This window comes from uncultured Dialister sp. (assembly GCA_900314595.1).
Lineage (GTDB): Bacteria > Bacillota > Negativicutes > Veillonellales > Dialisteraceae > Dialister.
Genome location: OMVW01000045.1, coordinates 1 through 19263, shown reverse-complemented (window position 1 = coordinate 19263; position 19263 = coordinate 1). Strand labels below are relative to the sequence as shown.

Genomic DNA, 19263 nt, shown 5'->3' with positions numbered 1-19263 from the left:
ATTTTTTTCGACTTTTTTGCACAAAAAAGCACGCACCTTTCGATGCGTACTTGAACTATTTTATGAATTTCTTAAGTTAATGACATTGCCATTAACTATTAAACTATTAACTCCTGTCATACAGTCTGCCGCTTCAGGAAAACAGAACGGATATTTATAAAAAGGCGCGTTTCTAATTTGGCTGTGCCACCACCGCTTACCACTAAGCACTAAAAACTAAAAACTAACTGCTCACGACTAATTGCTAAAATCAGGAATTTCCATCTTTATATACTCCCCCTCCTGTGCTACAATATAGACACCCAATATATAGAAATTTTTCTTTATAGAAAGGAGATATATATGTACGACAATGATTTTGCCCTGGAGAAGGAGAAGTCCCTTTCCATCAATATGCCGGGCATGATGAAAGACGTCTATGCCTGGATGGCCATAGCCCTTGTGGTGACGGGCTTCACCGCTTATACTGTGGCCGATTATCCGGTTATCCAGAGTATTTTCATGGGCGGAAGGTTCCGCATCATTTTCCTCATGATGGCCACTTTTGCTCTCGTGTGGCACCTGAATACGTCCATCCGCACCATGGGCCTCAAGAAGGCAGCGGTCATGTTCCTGGTGTATTCCGTTTTAAATGGCATAACCCTCTCTTCCATTTTCCTGGTTTACACCATGAGTTCCATTGCGAATGCATTCTTCCTCACAGCCGGCATGTTCGGCATTATGTCCGTCTACGGGTATGTGACGAAGTCGGACCTTTCGAAAGTGGGAAATCTCTGCCTTATGGGTCTGGTGGGCCTCATCCTGTCCACTCTTATTTCCTTCTTCTTTGCGACTCCCTTCTTTGAAATGCTGATTTCCTACGCAGGAGTCCTCATTTTCATGGGTCTCACGGTCTATGATACGAACAAGATTAAGAAACTGGCTCTCACCTATCATTCCAGAGCCACCGACGAAGGACAGAAACTGGCCATCCTGGGCGCCCTCATGCTGTACCTGGATTTCATCAATCTGTTTCTTTATCTGCTGAGAATCTTTGCGGATAGAAAGTAAGTGGAAATATTTTAGGGCCGGCTGTGCGCAGCCGGTTCTTTTCGTTTGGAAAGAAAGTGGTAAGTGATAAGTGGAGGTGTGCCGCTGATGCGGCACAAATATATATATGGGCTCTGCACAGGCGGGCTTTTGGAAATAAGGTCACCGGGGTTTCAAAAATTAATGAAAGTCTAATAAAATAAATTTCCTTTTCTGTACTATATGGACAGAGAACGAAAAAGGCAGCAGATTTCCGCCGGTTTCCATACTGTACATTCCCGGGAAGGATGGTAAAGTGGAAATAAGCCTTGCAGATTCTCAGCTGCGCAGCGAAAAGAAATAAACCTCCGAAAAGGAGGGCAGAATTAACCACCAGAACTTCGATCGGCCGGATTATTGGACATCCGGCGTGCAAACCGTGGGCGGATTCTGTCTTCCTTCGGAGGTTTTTTATTTTGAAAATAAACAGTGCACCTCGAAGAGATGCCCTGTTCTGCTAATGGGTAACAGGTAATAGCTAATGGGTCATGGGTAATGGCTAACCACTAACAACTAAATACTAAATACTAAATACCAACTACTCTCACAACCCTGTCTCCCGTATATCTCCGTCGTTCTGGGCGGAGCCGAGCATGACGGCCAGGTTGTACAGTTTTTCATGGAAAGGTTCTTTCACTTTCTTTGCTTCCGCATAGGGGAGGATGACGACCTCTCCTTTTTTTGTGCCGATGAGGGCGCCGGTTTCTCCGTCCAGGAGGGCTTTCACCGAAGCTGCGCCCAGGATGCTGGCCAGCTGCCCATCTCTGGCAGTGGGCTGTCCGCCCCGCTGGATGAAGCCCAGGATGGTGGTGCAGATATCGATGTTCGTCCGCTCTTTCAGCCAGTCGCCGAGGGCTCTTCCGTCGTCGGCCCCTTCGGCGCAGATGATGATGGAATTCGTCCGTCCCGCATCCATCTGAAGTTTCAGGGAACGGGCCAGCTTTTCGCGGCTGAAGGGGACTTCCGGTACCAGGATGTATTCAGCGCCGCAGGCAAGGCCTGCATCGAGGGCGATATTTCCTGCGAACCGGCCCATCACTTCCACGATGGCTGCCCGGTTGTGGGCGGAAGCCGTATCGCGGATGCGGCTTACCGCAGTGACCACTGCATTGACTGCCGTATCATGGCCGATGGTTTCATCGGTTCCATGCATATCGTTATCAATCGTGCCGGGCATGGTGACCGTGGGGATGCCCAGGTTCGTCAGCTTCTCCGCTCCCTGGATGGAGCCGTCCCCGCCGATGACGATCAGTCCGTCGATGCCCCGTTTCCGGAGGATGGCGGCCCCTTTCTTCTGGTAAGATTCTTCGAAAAATTCCTTGCACCGGGCCGTTTTCAGGATGGTCCCGCCCCGGAGGATGATTCCGGAAACGGAAGAAGAATTCATGGGTACCATATCATCCTCAATGAGTCCGGAATACCCGCGGTAAATGCCGTAAATTTCTTTCCCATAGTAAAGGGCCGTGCGCACGACGCTTCGTACAGCCGCATTCATGCCCGGCGCATCGCCGCCGCTGGTGAGTACTGCCAGTCTATTCATAGTATCAGCTCCCTGGTTTGAGTCAAATGTTCCTGCATTCTGTTTTTGCAGGAAGTGGTAAGTGATTTTTATGACCTTCGGTGCCACAAAGTGCGCTCGCTGCAGTTTCCCCATCTCTGCAGGTAGTGGTAAGTGAAGAATATGGTCCCCTTTGGGGACCTATTTTTTTATAATTTTTTTCTCCTGCCATTTCCCCGTGGCAGGAAGGATCGCTGAAGGTGGTCGGAGAGTTTGTAGCTTTTAGTGCTTAATGCTTAATTTTTAGTCGTTAGCAGAACGATTCCGCCCTGTATCCCCGGGCAGCACACGGCTTTCCAAAACCACGGTACATGAGTGCGCCTGAGCCCTCAGCCCGCACAGACAAAGACTGATGAAAAACTGAGCAGAGATAGTTCCCTGCTCAGTGGTTTCTCCCGATATTCATTCTTCTTTCTTCAAAGGTCACGTGGTGCTGGTCCACGTAGCGGGCGATGAGGAGGGCTGTCTGTTCAGGGTGGTTATTGGTGGTATTCACCACGAGGTCCACCCGGTCTCTCCACTTGGTCCATTTGCGGAGCATCTGGCGCACGTATCCGTCTACGTCTCCGTAATCCATGGTGGGCCTTTTTCCGATGCGGCGGCGCACCCGTTCGGCCAGGCGGAAGGGTTTCGCATAGAGCAGGACCATGAGGCCGTATTCCGAGAGGAGATGGAATTTTTCTTCCGTCATGGGATAGTTGCCTCCCATGGCGATCACTGCTTCATGGTAGTAGCGCACATGGTTGATGATCTGCATTTCTTTCTCTGCGAATGCCTCGGGACCGGCCACTTTGTAGTAATCTGCGATTCTCAGGCCCGTTTCTCTTTCCATCATCCGGTCCGTGTCGGCCAGCTGCCACTCCAGGCCGTCAGAGAGGATTTTTGCTGCCCGGCTTTTGCCCGTTCCCATGGGACCGATGAGGACGATATTTCTCTTGATCATAGGTACCTCGGCTCTGGAACGTCCGAATCTCCACCTCGTAGGACAGGACGTCTCCTGCCCGTTTCAAACTTTTGAGATTCATGGCGCACCAGCGATCTGTTTCTTTTATTATACCAAAGCTTTGCACCATTTGTGTGTAGGCAGCGGTCCCTTTTATATTAAATTTTTTAATTTTTCCCTTTGGCCCTTCTTCCTCTTCTTCGGAAATAGAATAGACCTTCGCTCCGGTTCCTTCTATAGCGGCTGCCATGGTCTCTCCGGAGACGGGGCGGAGGAATTTCGTGAGGAAGGGGAGGGAGGACGGTCTTTGCGGCAGGCCTGCGAAATGGATGATTTCCTGATTTTCCAGGCGGATTGCGGCGGCTCTCCCTTTTTCCGTGGCCCTGGCGAGGAGGAACCAGCCGCCCAGGGCGAGGAAGAGGCAGGAGAGGAGGACGAAGAGGCGGGTATATTTCCGGTCATTCAGGATTTTTTCCATAAGTCTCTCCTTTCTCCCGGGAAATCGCGAATTTCACGAGCTTTGTGGTCTCATCCACCTGACGGCGGACGCGGATATTTCCTCCCCAGGCGCTGGCAAGGCCGGACTGGAAAGCATTCAGGGCGGAAGGGCTGGCAGCGGTGCCTTTCAGCTCCAGCCGTCCTTCTTCGCCGCCTATCTCTGAAAGCACGATGCCCGGCGGCAATCCTTCTCCCAGAGTGAGGAGCTTATTTTCCCAGTTCAGGTCTTCCGCATCCAGCTGCTTCAGGAGATTTTTCAGCTCTCCTTCTTCCCTTCGCTCCGTGCGGAGGGCGATCATTTCCTCTTTCTGCGGCCGGAGGGCCAGCGCTTCTTTTTCCAGCGCTTTCACTTCGCTTCTTGCGGTGAGGAATACGGAAAGGGAGGCGAGGAAGAAAAAGAAGGTCACCACAAAAGCTGCCTGGGAGAGGCGGAGGTACTTATTTTTAACATTATATATAGCGCTTGGATTTTCGGAGAGGGGGAGGGTGACCGTGCGGGAGGAAATATGCTGGAGCAGGGGCGCCATTTCCTGGAAGGGCGTGAGGACATCGGTGAATTCCAGGTTCCACAGCCATACGGCGCCTTTTGGCAGGTACTCCCGCTTTTCTTCTTCGGGAAGTATTTCTTCTTCGGCGGAATTGTCTCCGCTTTCCGCATCCAGATCATAGGGGTCCGGTCCTTCCGGCGATGTCTCCCTGAAAGAAGGATTGTCCATGAAATGGTCTTCCGTATTTCCTGTTTCTTCATCCGGCAGGAAAGTCTCTGCAAAGAGTTCTTCTGCGGGATGAGAATCGGATATTTCTTCAGGATTTTTGGCCGGTTTTATTTCTTCTTCCAGCCAGTCCTTCCATTCCTTTTCTCTTTCTTCGCTGCAGTCCGCCATGGGGATGAAGAAACAGGGCGCTTCGGTGAGACCGAAATTCCGGAGGGTCTTCTTCATGAAGAGGGCTCCTTTTCCCCGGTCCTCCTCTTTGAGGATCCGGCTTCGCACAAGGCTTCCTTTCCGGAAAAGGAGGATTCCCGAATTCCGCCTGCCGAAAAAGGTGAAATGGCTGTCCTCTGAAAGGGGCACGCCGGTCACCGGGATGGCTTCATAAATGTATTTCCCTCCTGCCTCTGCCGCTTTTTCCCAGAGGGAGAGCTCTTCTTGCGGAAGGCCTGCCAGGTGGACTTCCCAGCCCTCCGGGCTGTGGCGCATGATGGTGTGGCCTGCGGCATAGGGGTCTTTACTGTGGAAGGTGCGGTCCATTTCCCACTGGATGGTTTCCACCATTTCCTCTTTTTCCATGGACGGGTATTTCCTGTTCGCCGTGCGCAGGCGGGGGGAATTGACGAGAAGGGTGACCGCCCTTTTTTTCATGCCTTTGGCAGAAAGCTCCCGGAAAGCGGCGGAAATCGTCTCGATCGTGGGTTTCCCGGAAAGTTCTGCCGGTTCGGTGCGCAGGAATTTTCCGCCTTCCATTTCAGCGGCCCAGAGGGTGCCGTCCAGCAGCACGCATACGAGCCGCGGGCCCCTCGGTGCGGTGAGGCGCTGCCAGAGGGGCAGTTTTTCCAGTTCCTGCAGTAGTTCTTCAGCTCTTGTCACTTTGGATGTCCTCCACCTGTAACCTGCGCGCTCCGTCCTCTTCAGTCACGGAGTAGGAAATAGAAATATATCGCTTGTAATTTCCGGATTTGCTCACTGCGGATGCAGTGAGCCTGCCGCTTCTGTCGTGCTCTTCAGCCTCCACTGTCACATGGCGCCGGTTCACGTCGAAAGTGACCCGCCGGTCCAGGGGTGCCGCCTTCAGCGCTTCCAGGGCCCAGTTGGCGCCGCTTTCTGCCGCATAGACGGAGATGAGCCCTTCCTGATAAACGGCAAGGGTTGTCCTGCTTCTCCCGGCGAAGAGGAGAAAGGCCCCGGCCACCGTGAGGAGGGAAGCGAGGAAGAGAAGGAGGAGGAGCCCCATGCTGCCTCTGTGCTTATTCATAGGCCTGCCCCTTCCTGTAAAAGTCAGCGTAGGGAAGGATGGAAGTTTCATAAACGATGGATTCTTCCCCATCCTTTTGAGAGAGGATGAAGGAAATATGGACCGGCCTGCCCGGCTGCCGCCGGAAAAGGCCCTCTTCTCCGGCGGAGAGGGGGATTCTTTCCCCGCTCCCCGATTTTTCTCCGGTCACCGGTTGCACCAGGCCGTTGTATAATTCCACCTTTATTTTTTCCTGATTCAGCATGAGCTCGTAGGGGGCAGGGTCGCCGCAGGCATTTTTCGCGTAATAGGTGAACCGGTCTCCGGAAACGGGAGAAACGGAAGGATTCATGGAGTTCCTGATTTTTTCCGTCATGAAATCCATGGCAAAGAGCCCGGTCTCGCCCATTTCTGCCCGGAGAGAACCCAGGAAAGAAGCGCCGGCCATGCGCCCTGCCAGGGGGAAAACGGATATGGCCAGGGCGGAGAGGAGAAGGAGAGCCGTCAGGGCCTCCAGGAGAAGGAATCCTTTGCGCTTTTTCATAGTTCTCCCTCCATAAGGGTGGCAAGGCGTATGCCTTCCTCTCCTGCGCTTTTCACGGTACAGGAAATTTCCACCATGGGTATCCCTTCCACCACCCGCAACCGGCGGTTGACTTCCACTTCATAACGCCTGCCGTTCCGCTCGATTTCATTTACCAAAGAAGGCTCGGATGCAGAAAAGCGGCGGTTGTATTTCTCCCGTTCCATCACGTCCTGGGCGATGAGCACTTCATCCAGGCCCCTTTCCCTCTCTCTTTCCAGGGAAAGGGCATACCTGATGGCAGAAGCGGCGCCTGCTGCCAGAAGGCCGGTGATGAGGATGGCGGAAAGGGCATAAATCATGACGAATCCTTTTCTTCTCATAGTGCCTCCTCAGGTGACCCGCACCCGCCCGGTGTACATGGCCACCGTCACCTGGCGTTTATATTTCCTGTCCTTCGTATACAGATAAACGGAATAATTCTGCCCCTGCCCGGCAAAACCCTGCTTGTCAAAGACCAGGGCTAAGCTTCCCGAAAGAATTATCCGACTGGGAAGAGTGCCGGAAGGCTTCATCCTCCTGGCTCCCCGGCTGGTGTAGTATATCACCCGTCCATTGGCGTCCGTATTGGCGTTGAAGTGGTAATTCCTGCTTACCCTGACGGAAGTCTCCGCATCGTTTTTTGCCAGCACCGCTGCCTGCCGTATGGAGGCTGCCAGGGTCTGGGCGGCCATATCCAGTTCCCGCTCCTCCTGCCAGTCCCGGAGTGAGGGCATGGTGAATGCTGCGCCCAGGGTGAGGATGAGCGCTACAAGGAGGGCTTCAACCAAAAGGAAGCCCCGGCGGCAGGGGAAGCCATATTTCCATCCCATAAGCCAGTATCCCTCCCAGTGCCATGAAAGGCCCGAACCGCACCGGACTCTTCCGGTTCCATTTCCCTGTCAGAAGGAAATAAGCCGAAAATAGAAGGGCAGTGAGGGCCGAAAACCAGATGAAGAGGAGACAGGTCACCGGAGTCAGCCAGCAGGCGGCTCCGGCGGATAAAAAAATATCCCCGGTCCCCATGGATTTTTTGGAAAGGAAATATAAAATCGTGTAAATAACGGCCGCCAGGAGGCCTGAAGAGGCGGAAAGGAGCACGTCCCCCGTCATGAATGCCATGAGAAGGCCAAGGACGGTGAGGAGGATGCTCCAGATATCGGAAATATAACCGGTGAAACCGTCCTCTGCCGCGGCGCCTGCCAGGAGGAGAATAAAAAAAGCTGGCGAAAGAAATCCGGCTCCCTCATGAAGAAGGACGAAATAAAAAAGGCAGAGGGCCGCACTTCCACACGGAACTTTCCATTCTTCCCACAGAAAGATCCATGGGAGGCGCGATTCACTCCCTGTCCTTTTCATAAGCATTTCCCCGCTGCCTGTTACGTCGTCGATTTTGTATTGGTGCCGTCAGAAGAATACGTCACTCCCTTGAAAGTGGCCTTGATTGTCCCATTGGCAATGGTATAGGTCACGTTCTTGTCCGGAGGCTCCGGCACTTTTTTCAGGTATCCCGACGTTTCATCGGTCCCTACCAGCTGATCCAGGCTTGTCGGATAAGACCCGTTCTTCACGTAGTACACCTCAGAGGCCGTCCCCATGGCCGAAAGGTCCGACTGGATCCTGGCAATCTTTGCATCATCCGTCATGCCCGTCAGATTCGGCACGGCCACAGCGGCCAGTATGCCGATGATGGCCACCACGATGATGAGTTCCAGAAGCATAAATCCCTTTTTCTTTTTTCTCTCCATAATGACCTCCTGCTCCCATGTACACTTACTCCAGATCCTCCTCATCTCCGCCATGATAGCGGATAAAGGCTGCGCGGACATCGGGATAGCGCCTTTTCGAGATAGGGAGGTTCCGTCCGGTCTTCGTGACCACCCGGTCCGGCAGGACTTCAGAGACCTGCTCCAGATTCACCAGCACACCCCGGCAGGAAGTGATGAAGAAGAAGGGGGAAGCATCCTTCAGCCGTTTCTCCAGCTGGGTGAGTTTCGTCCGCACTTCCTCCGTGGATCCGTCGGAAAGGCAGAGCACCTGATGATGGTCGTCGCTCACCACCGCTTCCAGAGTGGACAGGTCCACCACTGCTTCCCCTTCCGTGGATTTGAAGAGGAGTTTCCTATGCCAACGGTGCTCCAGGACCGAAAGGGCCCGCTTCAGCGCGATGAGGAGGTCCTTATCCTTCATGGGCAGCTGCAGGAAATGGACCGCTCCCACCCGGAATGCATCTTCATAGTAGCCCTGGGCCGCAGCGGAAAGGAAAACCATGACAGGCACGTCTTTCCGCCTGTTGATGCGGTCTGCCAGATCCACCGCGTTGATGCCCCGCATAGCCGTATCCAGGAAGAGCAGGTCGAAATCCCGCTTTCCCCGTTCCAGGTCCTGCTGAAATACGTAGGAATTCTCGTAGGAGTAAAAAGCGCACGCTTTCCCCTCGTCCCGCAGATACTTCCCGCAGACGCTTTCCACCTGGCGTGAAATCTCCGGATGCTCACTGATTGATCCTATATGTATCATAGGAATCACCTCCCAATAACAAACGGGCGGCCCCGGGTTTCCTCAATTCTTCAATTAAACCTTCTTTATCATTTTTATTATCGGCCTTTTTTTAACAAGAGTCCAATATTAACTAATCATGAAAGACGCTTATACTTGCGTTTTTGTAATCCATAAATGATTTTGATAGAAAATAAAAACAAATAATAAACGGAAACTGCGAATCCTTTCCATTTGTAATATTTCTATAAGGAAATACAATGAAATAAGTCACCTTAAGACTTCCTATTCCCCCAAAATGAAAAAATTTCAGTTTTGGGGAATAGAAATGGGCGGAACGTAAATATGGCGCCTTTATAATTTTAAGGCGCCGCCTTCACTTATCACTTACTACTTACCACTTGCCACTATTATTCCAATTGCCCATTCTGAAAAGGAAATACAGCGGGATTTTGTAAAAATATTTCAAAAAAGACTTGCAAAAAATGAAAATATCTGTTATGATTATTCAGTCGCAAGCAATGGGAAACCGTTGAATGCCTGCAGGGGCATAGCGCAATTGATAGAGCAACGGTCTCCAAAACCGTAGGTTGGGGGTTTGAGTCCCTCTGCCCCTGCCATATGGCCCAATAGCTCAGCTGGATAGAGCACTTGACTACGAATCAAGGTGTCGGGAGTTCGAATCTCTCTTGGGTCACCAAAGAAAAGCACAGTCTGTGGACTGTGCTTTTTTATTGTCTGACGAAAGGCTTTGGGGTGGAAATAAAAACTTTCCGTTAAAAAGACTTTTGAATCGGGGGTGTCGGGATTCTCGGGAGTCTCGGGGAGGTGGCGCTGCAGGATTTCATGAAGCAGCGCCTTTTTGATGGGGAATTCATTGGATAGACTTGAAATCGAAAAGAGAGCCTTGAAGGGGAGGACCTTTGAATCGGAGGACGGGGAGTCTCGGGCAGGTGCGGCACAAATTCGTGAGCGTCGGATTTTTATATTTTCAGCACTTACAGGCAGGATACAGATGAGGAAGACCATCAGCATGATACCGGTCACCACCTTCCCTGGATGGGAAGGTACCGGCGGAGCCGGGGGATAAGTGTTTTAACGCTGCAAGTCGGACAGAAAGACCATACAAATACCCCAAAGCTCAAGGGGAAAATGCCGCAAATGCTCAAGTCGGACCGGCAGGCGAAACGAATACCTAAAAGCACCAGGCACAAATGCCTCAGGCGGTCAAGTCGGAAGGGAGGCCCAACGAATACGAAAAAGGCGCTGCGCTAAAAAGCCTCCCCATTCCAAGTCGGAAGGGAAGGCCCAACGAATACCAAAAAGCTCCGGGCACAAATGCCTAAGATGGCCAAGTCGGACCGGCAGGCCCAACGAATACCTAAAAGCTCCGGGCACAAATGCCTCAGGCGGTCAAGTCGGAAGGACAGGCCCAACGAATACCTAAAAGCTCCAGGCACAAATGCCTAAGATGGCCAAGTCGGACCGGCAGGCGAAACGAATACCCCAAAGCTCCGGGCACAAATGCCGCCAACGCTCAAGTCGGAAGGGAAGGCCCAACGAATACCCCAAAGCTCAAGGCACAAATGCCGCCAACGCTCAAGTCGGAAGGGAAGGCCCAACGAATACCAAAAAGTTCCGGGCACAAATGCCTCAGGCGGTCAAGTCGGAAGGGAATGCCATACGAATACCTCAAAGTTCCGGGCACAAATGCCTCAGGCGGTCAAGTCGGAAGGGAAGGCCACACGAATACCTCAAAGTTTCGGGCACAAATGCCGCCAACGCTCAAGTCGGAAGGGAAGGCCACACGAATACCAAAAAGCTCCGGGCACAAATGCCGCCAATGCTCAAGTCGAAACGGAATGCCATACGAATACCAAAAAGCTCCAGGCACAAATGCCTAAGATGGCCAAGTCGGACCGGCAGGCGAAACGAATACCCCAAAGCTCCGGGCACAAATGCCTCAGGCGCTCAAGTCGGAAGGGAAGGCCATACGAATACCAAAAAGCTCCGGGCACAAATGCCTAAGATGGCCAAGTCGGGGCGCTCAAGTCGGAAGGGAAGGCCATACGAATACCAAAAAGCTCCGGGCACAAATGCCTAAGATGGCCAAGTCGGAAGGGAAGGCCATACGAATACCTAAAAGCACCAGGCACAAATGCCTCAGGCGCTCAAGTCGGAAGGGAAGGCCCAACGAATACCAAAAAGCTCCAGGCGCAAATGCCACAAAAGGACAAGTCGAACCGGCAGGCAATTTATTTCCTTGCCACCAGTGCTACAGCAATGATAATAAACGCGATTCCCAGTATTTCCCAGAATCCGAAGAGGGTATGGAAGAGGAGGAAAGCAAAGACGATGGACGATAGGGGTTCGAAGGCAGCGATGATGGATGCTTCGGCCGGTTTGATATAGGCCACGCTGTTGAGGTATAGTCCAAAGGCGAGGACCGTGCCGAAGAAGACTACATAACCGAAGGCGCCTAAAGTTTCCCCGTCCAGGGTTCCCGTAAAGGGAGTGAAGAGGGAAATGAGGCCCATAACGACCGAAGCGATGAGCATGCCCCAGCCCACGACGGAAGGGGAACCATATTTTTTGATAATTGTCACCGGCACAACGGAATAAATGGCACAGGAAAGAGCGGAAAGGAGACCCCAGAAGAGGGCGAGGGGAGAAATGGAAAGGGACGAAAAATCACCGGCCGTGGCGATTAAGGCAGTCCCGGCGATGGCAAAAATGGTGCAGCCTGTTTCCACAGACGAAGGACGGCGTTTTTCCCGGAAACAGGTCCAGAAAATGATGAGGATCGGCATGAGGTACTGAAGAATCGTGGCCGTCGGCGCATTGCTGTACCGGATGGCCGCAAAATAACAGTACTGGGTCCCCAGCATGCCCAGGGCGCCGAAAATGAGGAGGGAAAGCCGGTCTTTTCCATTTTTCCAGATGGAGAAGATATCCTTTTTCAGGAAATACGCTGTCAGCACCAGGATCAGTCCCGAAACGAGGAGACGGAAAAATGTGAGCCACTCCGGAGGGATTCCCTTTCCCTGGAGCAGGATTTGCCCCGCAATGCCGCTGGATCCCCAGAGAGCCGCCCCGATGGATGCGGAAAGAATGCCCGTCCTCCGTTCACTTGTCATACAATCATCCCCTTTGTGTGTTTTCTATCATAAAGGATTTATGTCATCAGGGCAAGAAGGAAATTGCGGCTAAAAGGAATTGGGTATTAGGGGAGGGATTAGGGGAGGTGGCGGGCATCAAATTTGTGAAGCCCGCCATTTTGATTATGAAAGTCATCCGGATATGTTGGAAAATACAAATCATGGAATTTTGCGGGAGACGGCTATTTTAAAATGTGGCATTCTGTGGAAAGAGGCTGTAAATCAGAACATTTTGCGGAAACAAGGTCAATTGCCATTTTAAATTTTGCGGAAACCGGGTGTTTTGGGAGAATAGAAAATGCGGAAAACTCTTTAAGTATTTTCGGTACCCACGCCGGTGGAACGGATTGATGAAATTCATAGGTTGGCAGCTGCTGCCTGGAGCCGGTGAGGGAAAATACCCTTTTGAAGGGAATGCTGCAAGCCCAAAATGCACGCCGAAGGCAAGATATAAAACTGCGCCCGAAGGGCGCCACCTTCCCGCAATCCCCAATCCGAAATCCGCAATCCGATTAGTTCCAAATGGAATTTATTTCCATTTTTCCGGATCTTTATCCTAAATACCTATTGTCAATATATAAAAACCCGTGCTATAATCTAAGATACAACAAAAAGTATCCAACGCCGGACGTCCAGCCTTTGCTGTGGTGCCCGGCGTTTTGTTTATGGGGGAGGAATGAAGTATGGAACAAAAATGGAGGGATTATCCGCAGCCCCAGGGGCTGTATGATCCGAGAAATGAACACGACGCATGCGGCATTGGTTTTGTAGCCAATATCAAGGGCCGCAAATCTTATGACATCGTTTATGATGCATTGAAAATCCTTGAAAAGTTGAAGCACCGGGGCGGTGAAGCGGCCGATCACAAAAGCGGCGACGGTGCAGGTATCCTCACCCAGATTCCGGATGAATTTTTCCGCCGGGAATGCGGCGTCCTTGGCTTTAACCTGCCGCCGGCAGGCGAATACGGCGTAGGTATGATTTTCGCCCACCGCTATGATGATTTCCGCAAGGAACAGATGCGGCTCTTTGAAGAAATCGTCAAAGAAGAGGGCCAGACCGTCCTGGGCTGGCGCGAAGTGCCTATCGATGAATCCATCATCGGCGAAGTGGCCCGTTCCGTGCGACCCCATTTCCTGCAGGTCTTCATTGCAAAGGGCCCGGATATCAAAGAACCTATGGATTTCGAGCGCAAGCTCTACATCATCCGCCGGCTGGCGGAAAAGAAGATCATTCCTCTTTCCGAAGGCATGGGCACCGATTTCTATATCGCCTCCCTTTCTTCCCGCACTATTGTTTACAAAGGCATGCTCACATCCCTGCAGCTCCGCCATTTCTACCTGGACCTGTCGGACCTGGACTACAAGACGTCCATGGCTATGGTTCATTCCCGTTTCTCCACGAATACTTTCCCCAGCTGGGCCCGTGCTCATCCGAACCATTACATCTGTCACAACGGGGAAATCAATACGATTCAGGGAAATATCAACTGGCTGAATGCCAGGGAAAGCAAGTCCCGTCCCTCGGACCATCCGGAACTGGTAAAGGCATTTCCTATCGTTGATGCGACCGGCTCGGACTCTGCCATGTTTGATAACTGCCTCGAGTACCTCCACATGTCCGGCCATTCCCTGGCTCACGCCATGATGATCATGATTCCGGAACCCTGGGAAAGGGATCCGGCCATGAGCCAGGAAAAAAGAGATTTCTACCGGTACCACAATTTCATGATGGAACCCTGGGACGGTCCGGCGGCCATCTGCTTCTGCGATGGAGTGACAATCGGAGGTATGCTCGACAGAAACGGCCTGCGCCCTGCCCGCTACTATGTAATGAAGGATGACCGGGTCATCCTTTCCTCCGAAGTCGGGGCAGTCTCCGTCAACCAGAGAGACGTACTTTACAAGGGCCGTCTGGAACCGGGAAAGATTTTCCTCGTGGATACCTCCCAGCAGCGGATCGTGAGCGATGCGGAAATCAAACATAAAATGGCTTCCTCCCATCCTTACGGAGAATGGTGCAAAGAGCACATTCTGGACCTGAAGGATATTACGGAGAAAAAGGAAATAGAAATACCGGAAGACCTTCTGGAGCAGCAGAAGAATTTCGGCTACACCCAGGAAGATCTGCGGGATATCATCATCCCTATGGCGGACCAGGCGAAAGACCCCGTAGGCGCCATGGGCATGGATTCACCGCTGGCCGTCCTTTCCGACAAGCCCCGTCTCCTCTACGATTATTTCCAGCAGAATTTCGCCCAGGTCACCAATCCTCCGATTGATGCGATTCGTGAAAAAGTGGTCACTTCCTCCACCGTTTATGTGGGAAATATGGCCAACATCATGGATCCCGACGAAAAAGGCACGGCCTCCCTGGCCATCGACCGCCCGCTCATTACCAATGAAGAAATGGATGCGGTGAAAAATCTCAAAGACGACCGCCTGCGCCCATATGTGCTTTCCATGCTTTATACAGAAGGCAAGGGGGAAATGAAAAAAGCCCTGGACAACCTCTGCGCCGAAGCCCTGAAGGCAGTGAAGGAAGGACATAATATCCTCATCCTTTCCGACAAGGGAGTGGGCAGAGAAAAATTGGCCATTCCGGCACTCCTCGCCTCTGCAGGCCTTCACAATTTCCTGATCCGCGAAAAAGTACGCCCGGACGTAGGAATCATCCTGGAATCCGGCGAACCCAGGGAAGTGCACCATTTCTGCACACTCATCGGCTACGGGGTAACGGCCGTGAACCCGTACCTCGCCCTTTCCACCGTGGCAGACCTGGCAAAGAAAGGCCGTCTCTCCGGCAAGACTCCGGAAGAAGCGGTAGATAATTACATGAAAGCTTCGGTAAACGGCATCCTTTCCGTCATGTCGAAGATGGGTATTTCCACCGTCAAATCCTATCACGGGGCCCAGATTTTTGAGGCAGTCGGCATCGGACGGGAAGTGGCAGACGAATATTTCGGCCACACCACCTCTCCCGTAGGGGGCATAGGCATTGGAGAAATCGAAAAAGACAATGTTCTCCGCCACGAAGCGGCTTATGGAAATAAAAAAGGCCTCTCCTCCGGGGACGTCTTCAAGTACAGAAGAAACGGCGACGAACCCCATATCCTCACGGCAGAGGCTATCCGCCTCCTCCAGCAGGCCTGCCGGACCGGCTCCTATGCGCTGTACAAAGAATATGCAAAGAAAGTCAATGAACCTCTCGTGCGTCTCCGGGACCTTCTCGAATTTATTTACCCCGAAGGCTGCTCCATTCCGATTGAAGAAGTGGAAAGCGTACCGGATATCATCCATTACTTCCGCACAGGGGCCATGAGCTATGGCGCCCTTTCGAAGGAAGCCCATGAATGCATTGCAGAAGCTATGAACAGCCTGGGCACCCGGAGCAATACAGGCGAAGGCGGCGAAGATGCAGAGCGTTTCCAGATCCGTGCCGATGGAACTTCTGTGAACGATGAAATCAAGCAGGTTTCCACTGCCCGTTTCGGAGTCACAGGAAATTACCTGGTCCATGCGTCGGAACTCCAGATCAAATGTGCCCAGGGCGCAAAACCGGGCGAAGGGGGACACCTCCCGGGAGCCAAAGTAGACCCGGCGATTGCCCACACCCGTCACTCCACACCTGGCGTATCCCTCATTTCCCCACCCCCGCATCACGATATTTACTCCATCGAAGACCTGTCAGAACTTGTCTTTGACCTGAAGAATGCAAACCCCAGGGCGGAAATCAATGTGAAACTCACTGCAGGCAAAGGCGTAGGTACCATTGCAGCAGGCGTGGTAAAGACAAAGGCAGACAGCATTACGATTTCCGGCTATGACGGAGGGACCGGCGCAGCGCCTCGTACTTCCGAACGGCACGCAGGCATTCCCTGGGAAATCGGCCTGTCCGAAGTGCAGCAGGTACTCCTTCTCAATAAACTGAGAGACCGGGTGAAACTGGAAACAGACGGTAAACTTCTGACCGGCCGGGACGTAGCCATCGCTGCCCTCCTGGGGGCTGAACAGTTCTCCTTCTGCACAGGACCCCTCATTGCCATCGGCTGCCAGATGTTCCGCGTATGCAATAAAAATACCTGCCCCTTCGGCATCTGCACCCAGGATGAAAAACTCAGGAAACGGTTCACCGGCAAACCGGAATACGTGGTGAACTACATGCGCTTTGTGGCACAGGACCTTCGGGAAATCATGGCCCGCCTGGGCTTCCACAAACTGGAAGATATGGTGGGAAGAAGCGACCGGCTGAAACAGAAAGGCTTGACGGGCAACCGCAAGGCAGATACCGTGAGCCTCGATGCTATTCTTTTCCGTCCCTACACCGATGCATCCGTGGGCCATCATTTCTTGAAGTCCCAGGACCATGAACTGGAAAAGACCATGGATATGTCCAAACTCGTCCGCATGTGCCGCCCGGCTCTTGAAGAAAAGAAGCCGCTCCGCGCGAAACTGTATATCAAAAATACAAACCGCGTGACCGGTACACTCCTGGGCAGTGAAATTTCCAGGCGCTACGGAGAAGAAGGACTTCCGGAAGATACCATCCGCCTCGACTTCGTAGGCTCCGCAGGCCAGAGCTTCGGCGCATTCATCCCCAAAGGACTGACCCTGACCCTGGAAGGGGACGCAAACGATTACGCAGGCAAAGGACTTTCCGGCGGAAAAATGATCATCTTCCCGCCAAGAGAAGCCACCTTCAAAGCCTCTGAAAATATCATCATCGGAAATGTAGCCTTCTTTGGCGCGACAAGCGGCCGGGCCTTCGTCTCCGGCAGGGCCGGTGAACGATTCTGCGTTCGAAACAGCGGGGCAACAGTCGTCGTAGAAGGCGTGGGCAACCACGGACTCGAATACATGACCGGCGGTAAAGTGGTCATCCTCGGCGCAACGGGTATGAACCTCGCAGCCGGTATGTCCGGAGGCATTGCCTATGTAGTGGACCTCGACATCCGGCTGGTTAACAAAGGAATGGTCCATACCGAACCATTGGAAGACGGACCAGAAGCCGAAGAAGTAAGGAAACTCATCGAAGAACACTACATCACCACCCGAAGCGAAAAAGCCATGGAAATCCTCGCCCAGTGGCACCTCTACCGCGCAAGGATCACCAAGATCATCCCCAATGACTACCAGGCTATGCAGGAAAAGATCGCGAAATACCTGGCAGAAGGAAAGACACAGCAGGAAGCGGAGATGCTGGCTTTCAAGAGCTGAGTCGTTAGTAAGTTAGTGGTTAGTTGTTAGTCTTTAGAAATAAGAGCCGACTGTGCGGGCAGCCGGCTCTTTTATTTTGGGGGAATCGGGGCGCGGGGCGCGGGGTGCGGGGTGCGGGATGCGGGGAGGATATGGAGCTGCGCAAAGCAATCTTATTTAGTGCCCTTCGGGCACGGGCCCTTGGCTCCCGCTTGTGCTGTAAAGAGTTTTAGACAGGCGGTGGCTCTACATGAGCGACCCGGGCCTGTATTCCCGGGGACTGTCAAGCATTTTGTGTAAATTATTTTATCTACTTAATGAAAGCTCTTCAATATCCTGTTCATCGACAAAGCCAGGGAGAAGGAGATTAACTTCCGCCATGATCTGGTTCCACTGGTATACGTTTTTGTTCCATTTATCGGTCACCAGCCGCATTGCCAGATAAATGGATTTCCATAGGGATTCTTCAGTAGGGAATTGTGTTCTCGCTTTAGTATACTTTCTAAGTCCCCTGTTGAAGTTCTCTATCGCATTTGTCGTATAAACCAGCCTTCTCAATGAACTGGGCATTTGGTAGAAGGATGTCAGCTCTTCCCAGTTATCCTGCCAGGTCTTGACTATTCCAGGATATTGTGTACCCCATTTTGCATCAAATTCATTCAATTTTGCCTCTGCTGCCTCAATAGTAGGAGCTTTATATATCTGCTTCATATCTCCCACTACAGCTCTCCTGTATTTGTAGGGAACAAGCTTCAGACAGTTCCGAATCTGATGTACAATACAGCGCTGGACTATTGATTCAGGGAACATGGCATGGATGGCTTCGACCATGCCATTTAAGCCATCTACACAGAAAAGAAGGACTTTTTTAACTCCGCGGCTCTTAAGGTCATCAAGCATACGGGCCCAGTAGCTGGCGCTTTCAGATGCGCCTATCCACATTCCGATGACGTCCCGTTCTCCACGCATGTTTACGCCTATTGCGACATAGGTCGCTACCTTCTGGTATACACCGTCTTTCCTGATTCTGAAATAGACAGCATCGAGGAAAATATACATGTATTTCTCACAGAGCGGCCGGCTGCGCCATGCCGTAATCTCCGGAAGTACCGCATCGGTTAGCCTGGAAACCTCCGCAGCAGACAGACCAAACCCGTAAACTTCCTCAATCTGTGCAGATATGTCTCTCGTGGTCATGCCCCTGGCGTACAGCTTAATGACATAGGGGGCCAGACTGCTGATATCTACCTGATTCTTCTTTACCAGGTAAGGCTCGAAGGAGCCGTCTCGGTCGCGCGGTGTCTTTAATTCCATTGGGCCATAGTCGGTCTTTACCATCTTTTTGCTGTAACCGTTCCGGGAATCCGTTGTCATTGCCTTATGCTTGGCTTCCTGATCATAACGATCGTATCCCAGATGGTTGTCCAGTTCGGCAGACAGCTGCTTTTCTACAACGGATTTCATGGCTTCTCTAAGGAATTCCTGAATGTTCTGCACATCAACGTGTACATTCTTTGCCTGAAATTCCTTAAGTACTTCCTGTCCGATCCGGTCGGCATCGGGAAGATTGCATCCGGAGTTTATCTTGGTCTTTGGCATAATAGGTCCCTTCCTTTTCAGATTCAATTATATGCTTGACCTCAAAAGGAAGCTGCTGGAGGAGGAACCCGATTAGCAAGAGCATCCGTTAAAGTGCTTATTGACTTACAGCGGTATCCTATCACCGTTTGCAAAAAGCCTTATTGAGAGATGATTTTGTTAATTTCAGAAACCTTTCTGCTGTTTCTCGTTTGAGTTACAATTCAACTTTACACAGTCTATTGTACACTCCC

15 protein-coding genes and 2 tRNA genes are annotated in these 19263 nt (G+C 52.0%); 4 read left to right on the top strand and 13 right to left on the bottom strand.

All coding sequences use genetic code 11. From position 1 onward, the window contains the following. Positions 1-342: 342 nt before the first annotated feature. The gene (locus QZN42_RS08980; protein ID WP_296956779.1) at positions 343-1050 is read left to right on the top strand and encodes a Bax inhibitor-1/YccA family protein; all 708 of its coding nucleotides are present in this window, start codon (positions 343-345) and stop codon (positions 1048-1050) included. A 562-nt stretch (positions 1051-1612) separates the two neighbouring features. On the opposite strand, the gene QZN42_RS08975 is transcribed toward QZN42_RS08980, so the two are convergent. The 11 genes from QZN42_RS08975 to QZN42_RS08925 form a co-directional block, all read right to left on the bottom strand. Then, complete coding sequence (locus QZN42_RS08975; protein WP_296956776.1) at positions 1613-2608, bottom strand: ATP-dependent 6-phosphofructokinase; 996 nt, start codon at positions 2606-2608, stop codon at positions 1613-1615. Positions 2609-3008: 400 nt separating this feature from the next. Further along, positions 3009-3569: a shikimate kinase gene (locus QZN42_RS08970; RefSeq protein ID WP_296956773.1), complete on the bottom strand. Its 561-nt coding sequence runs from the start codon at positions 3567-3569 to the stop codon at positions 3009-3011. Then, on the bottom strand, positions 3496-4047 hold the full coding sequence (locus QZN42_RS08965) for a hypothetical protein (protein ID WP_296956770.1): 552 nt from the start codon (positions 4045-4047) through the stop codon (positions 3496-3498). The genes QZN42_RS08970 and QZN42_RS08965 overlap by 74 nt, the downstream gene beginning before the upstream one ends. Continuing rightward, complete coding sequence (locus tag QZN42_RS08960) at positions 4028-5653, bottom strand: PilN domain-containing protein (RefSeq protein ID WP_296956767.1); 1626 nt, start codon at positions 5651-5653, stop codon at positions 4028-4030. Before QZN42_RS08960 ends, QZN42_RS08965 begins: the two co-directional genes overlap by 20 nt. Continuing rightward, positions 5640-6038, bottom strand: coding sequence for a hypothetical protein (locus QZN42_RS08955; RefSeq protein ID WP_296956764.1), 399 nt, complete (start codon positions 6036-6038; stop codon positions 5640-5642). The genes QZN42_RS08960 and QZN42_RS08955 overlap by 14 nt, the downstream gene beginning before the upstream one ends. Continuing rightward, positions 6031-6561: a hypothetical protein gene (locus QZN42_RS08950; RefSeq protein ID WP_296956761.1), complete on the bottom strand. Its 531-nt coding sequence runs from the start codon at positions 6559-6561 to the stop codon at positions 6031-6033. The genes QZN42_RS08955 and QZN42_RS08950 overlap by 8 nt, the downstream gene beginning before the upstream one ends. Continuing rightward, positions 6558-6923, bottom strand: a complete 366-nt coding sequence (locus QZN42_RS08945; RefSeq protein ID WP_296956758.1) for a hypothetical protein — start codon at positions 6921-6923, stop codon at positions 6558-6560. Before QZN42_RS08945 ends, QZN42_RS08950 begins: the two co-directional genes overlap by 4 nt. A 9-nt stretch (positions 6924-6932) precedes the next feature. Beyond that, positions 6933-7412 carry a hypothetical protein gene (locus tag QZN42_RS08940; protein ID WP_296956755.1) on the bottom strand — a complete coding sequence of 160 codons (480 nt, stop codon included), beginning with the start codon at positions 7410-7412 and terminating at the stop codon, positions 6933-6935. Then, positions 7363-7938 (bottom strand): prepilin peptidase, encoded by a 576-nt coding sequence (locus QZN42_RS08935; RefSeq protein WP_296956753.1) that lies wholly within the window; start codon positions 7936-7938, stop codon positions 7363-7365. Before QZN42_RS08935 ends, QZN42_RS08940 begins: the two co-directional genes overlap by 50 nt. A gap of 20 nt (positions 7939-7958) precedes the next feature. After that, the gene (locus QZN42_RS08930) at positions 7959-8327 is read right to left on the bottom strand and encodes a type II secretion system protein (RefSeq protein WP_296956750.1); all 369 of its coding nucleotides are present in this window, start codon (positions 8325-8327) and stop codon (positions 7959-7961) included. Between the two features lie 25 nt (positions 8328-8352). Beyond that, positions 8353-9099: a LytTR family DNA-binding domain-containing protein gene (locus tag QZN42_RS08925; protein ID WP_296956747.1), complete on the bottom strand. Its 747-nt coding sequence runs from the start codon at positions 9097-9099 to the stop codon at positions 8353-8355. 523 nt (positions 9100-9622) lie between these two features. Here QZN42_RS08925 and QZN42_RS08920 point away from each other — a divergent pair. Both QZN42_RS08920 and QZN42_RS08915 read left to right on the top strand, forming a co-directional pair. Beyond that, positions 9623-9698 (top strand) — tRNA-Trp (locus QZN42_RS08920). Between the two features lie 3 nt (positions 9699-9701). Further along, a tRNA-Arg gene (locus QZN42_RS08915) sits at positions 9702-9778 on the top strand. 1555 nt (positions 9779-11333) lie between these two features. On the opposite strand, the gene QZN42_RS08910 is transcribed toward QZN42_RS08915, so the two are convergent. Continuing rightward, on the bottom strand, positions 11334-12215 hold the full coding sequence (locus QZN42_RS08910) for a DMT family transporter (RefSeq protein ID WP_296956743.1): 882 nt from the start codon (positions 12213-12215) through the stop codon (positions 11334-11336). Positions 12216-12919: 704 nt separating this feature from the next. On the opposite strand from QZN42_RS08910, the gene gltB reads away from it, so the two are divergent. Beyond that, positions 12920-17452, top strand: a complete 4533-nt coding sequence (gltB, locus tag QZN42_RS08905; RefSeq protein ID WP_296956740.1) for a glutamate synthase large subunit — start codon at positions 12920-12922, stop codon at positions 17450-17452. Positions 17453-17737: 285 nt separating this feature from the next. On the opposite strand, the gene QZN42_RS08900 is transcribed toward gltB, so the two are convergent. Next, positions 17738-19030, bottom strand: coding sequence for an IS256 family transposase (locus QZN42_RS08900; RefSeq protein WP_296956738.1), 1293 nt, complete (start codon positions 19028-19030; stop codon positions 17738-17740). Between the last annotated feature and the right edge of the window lie 233 nt (positions 19031-19263).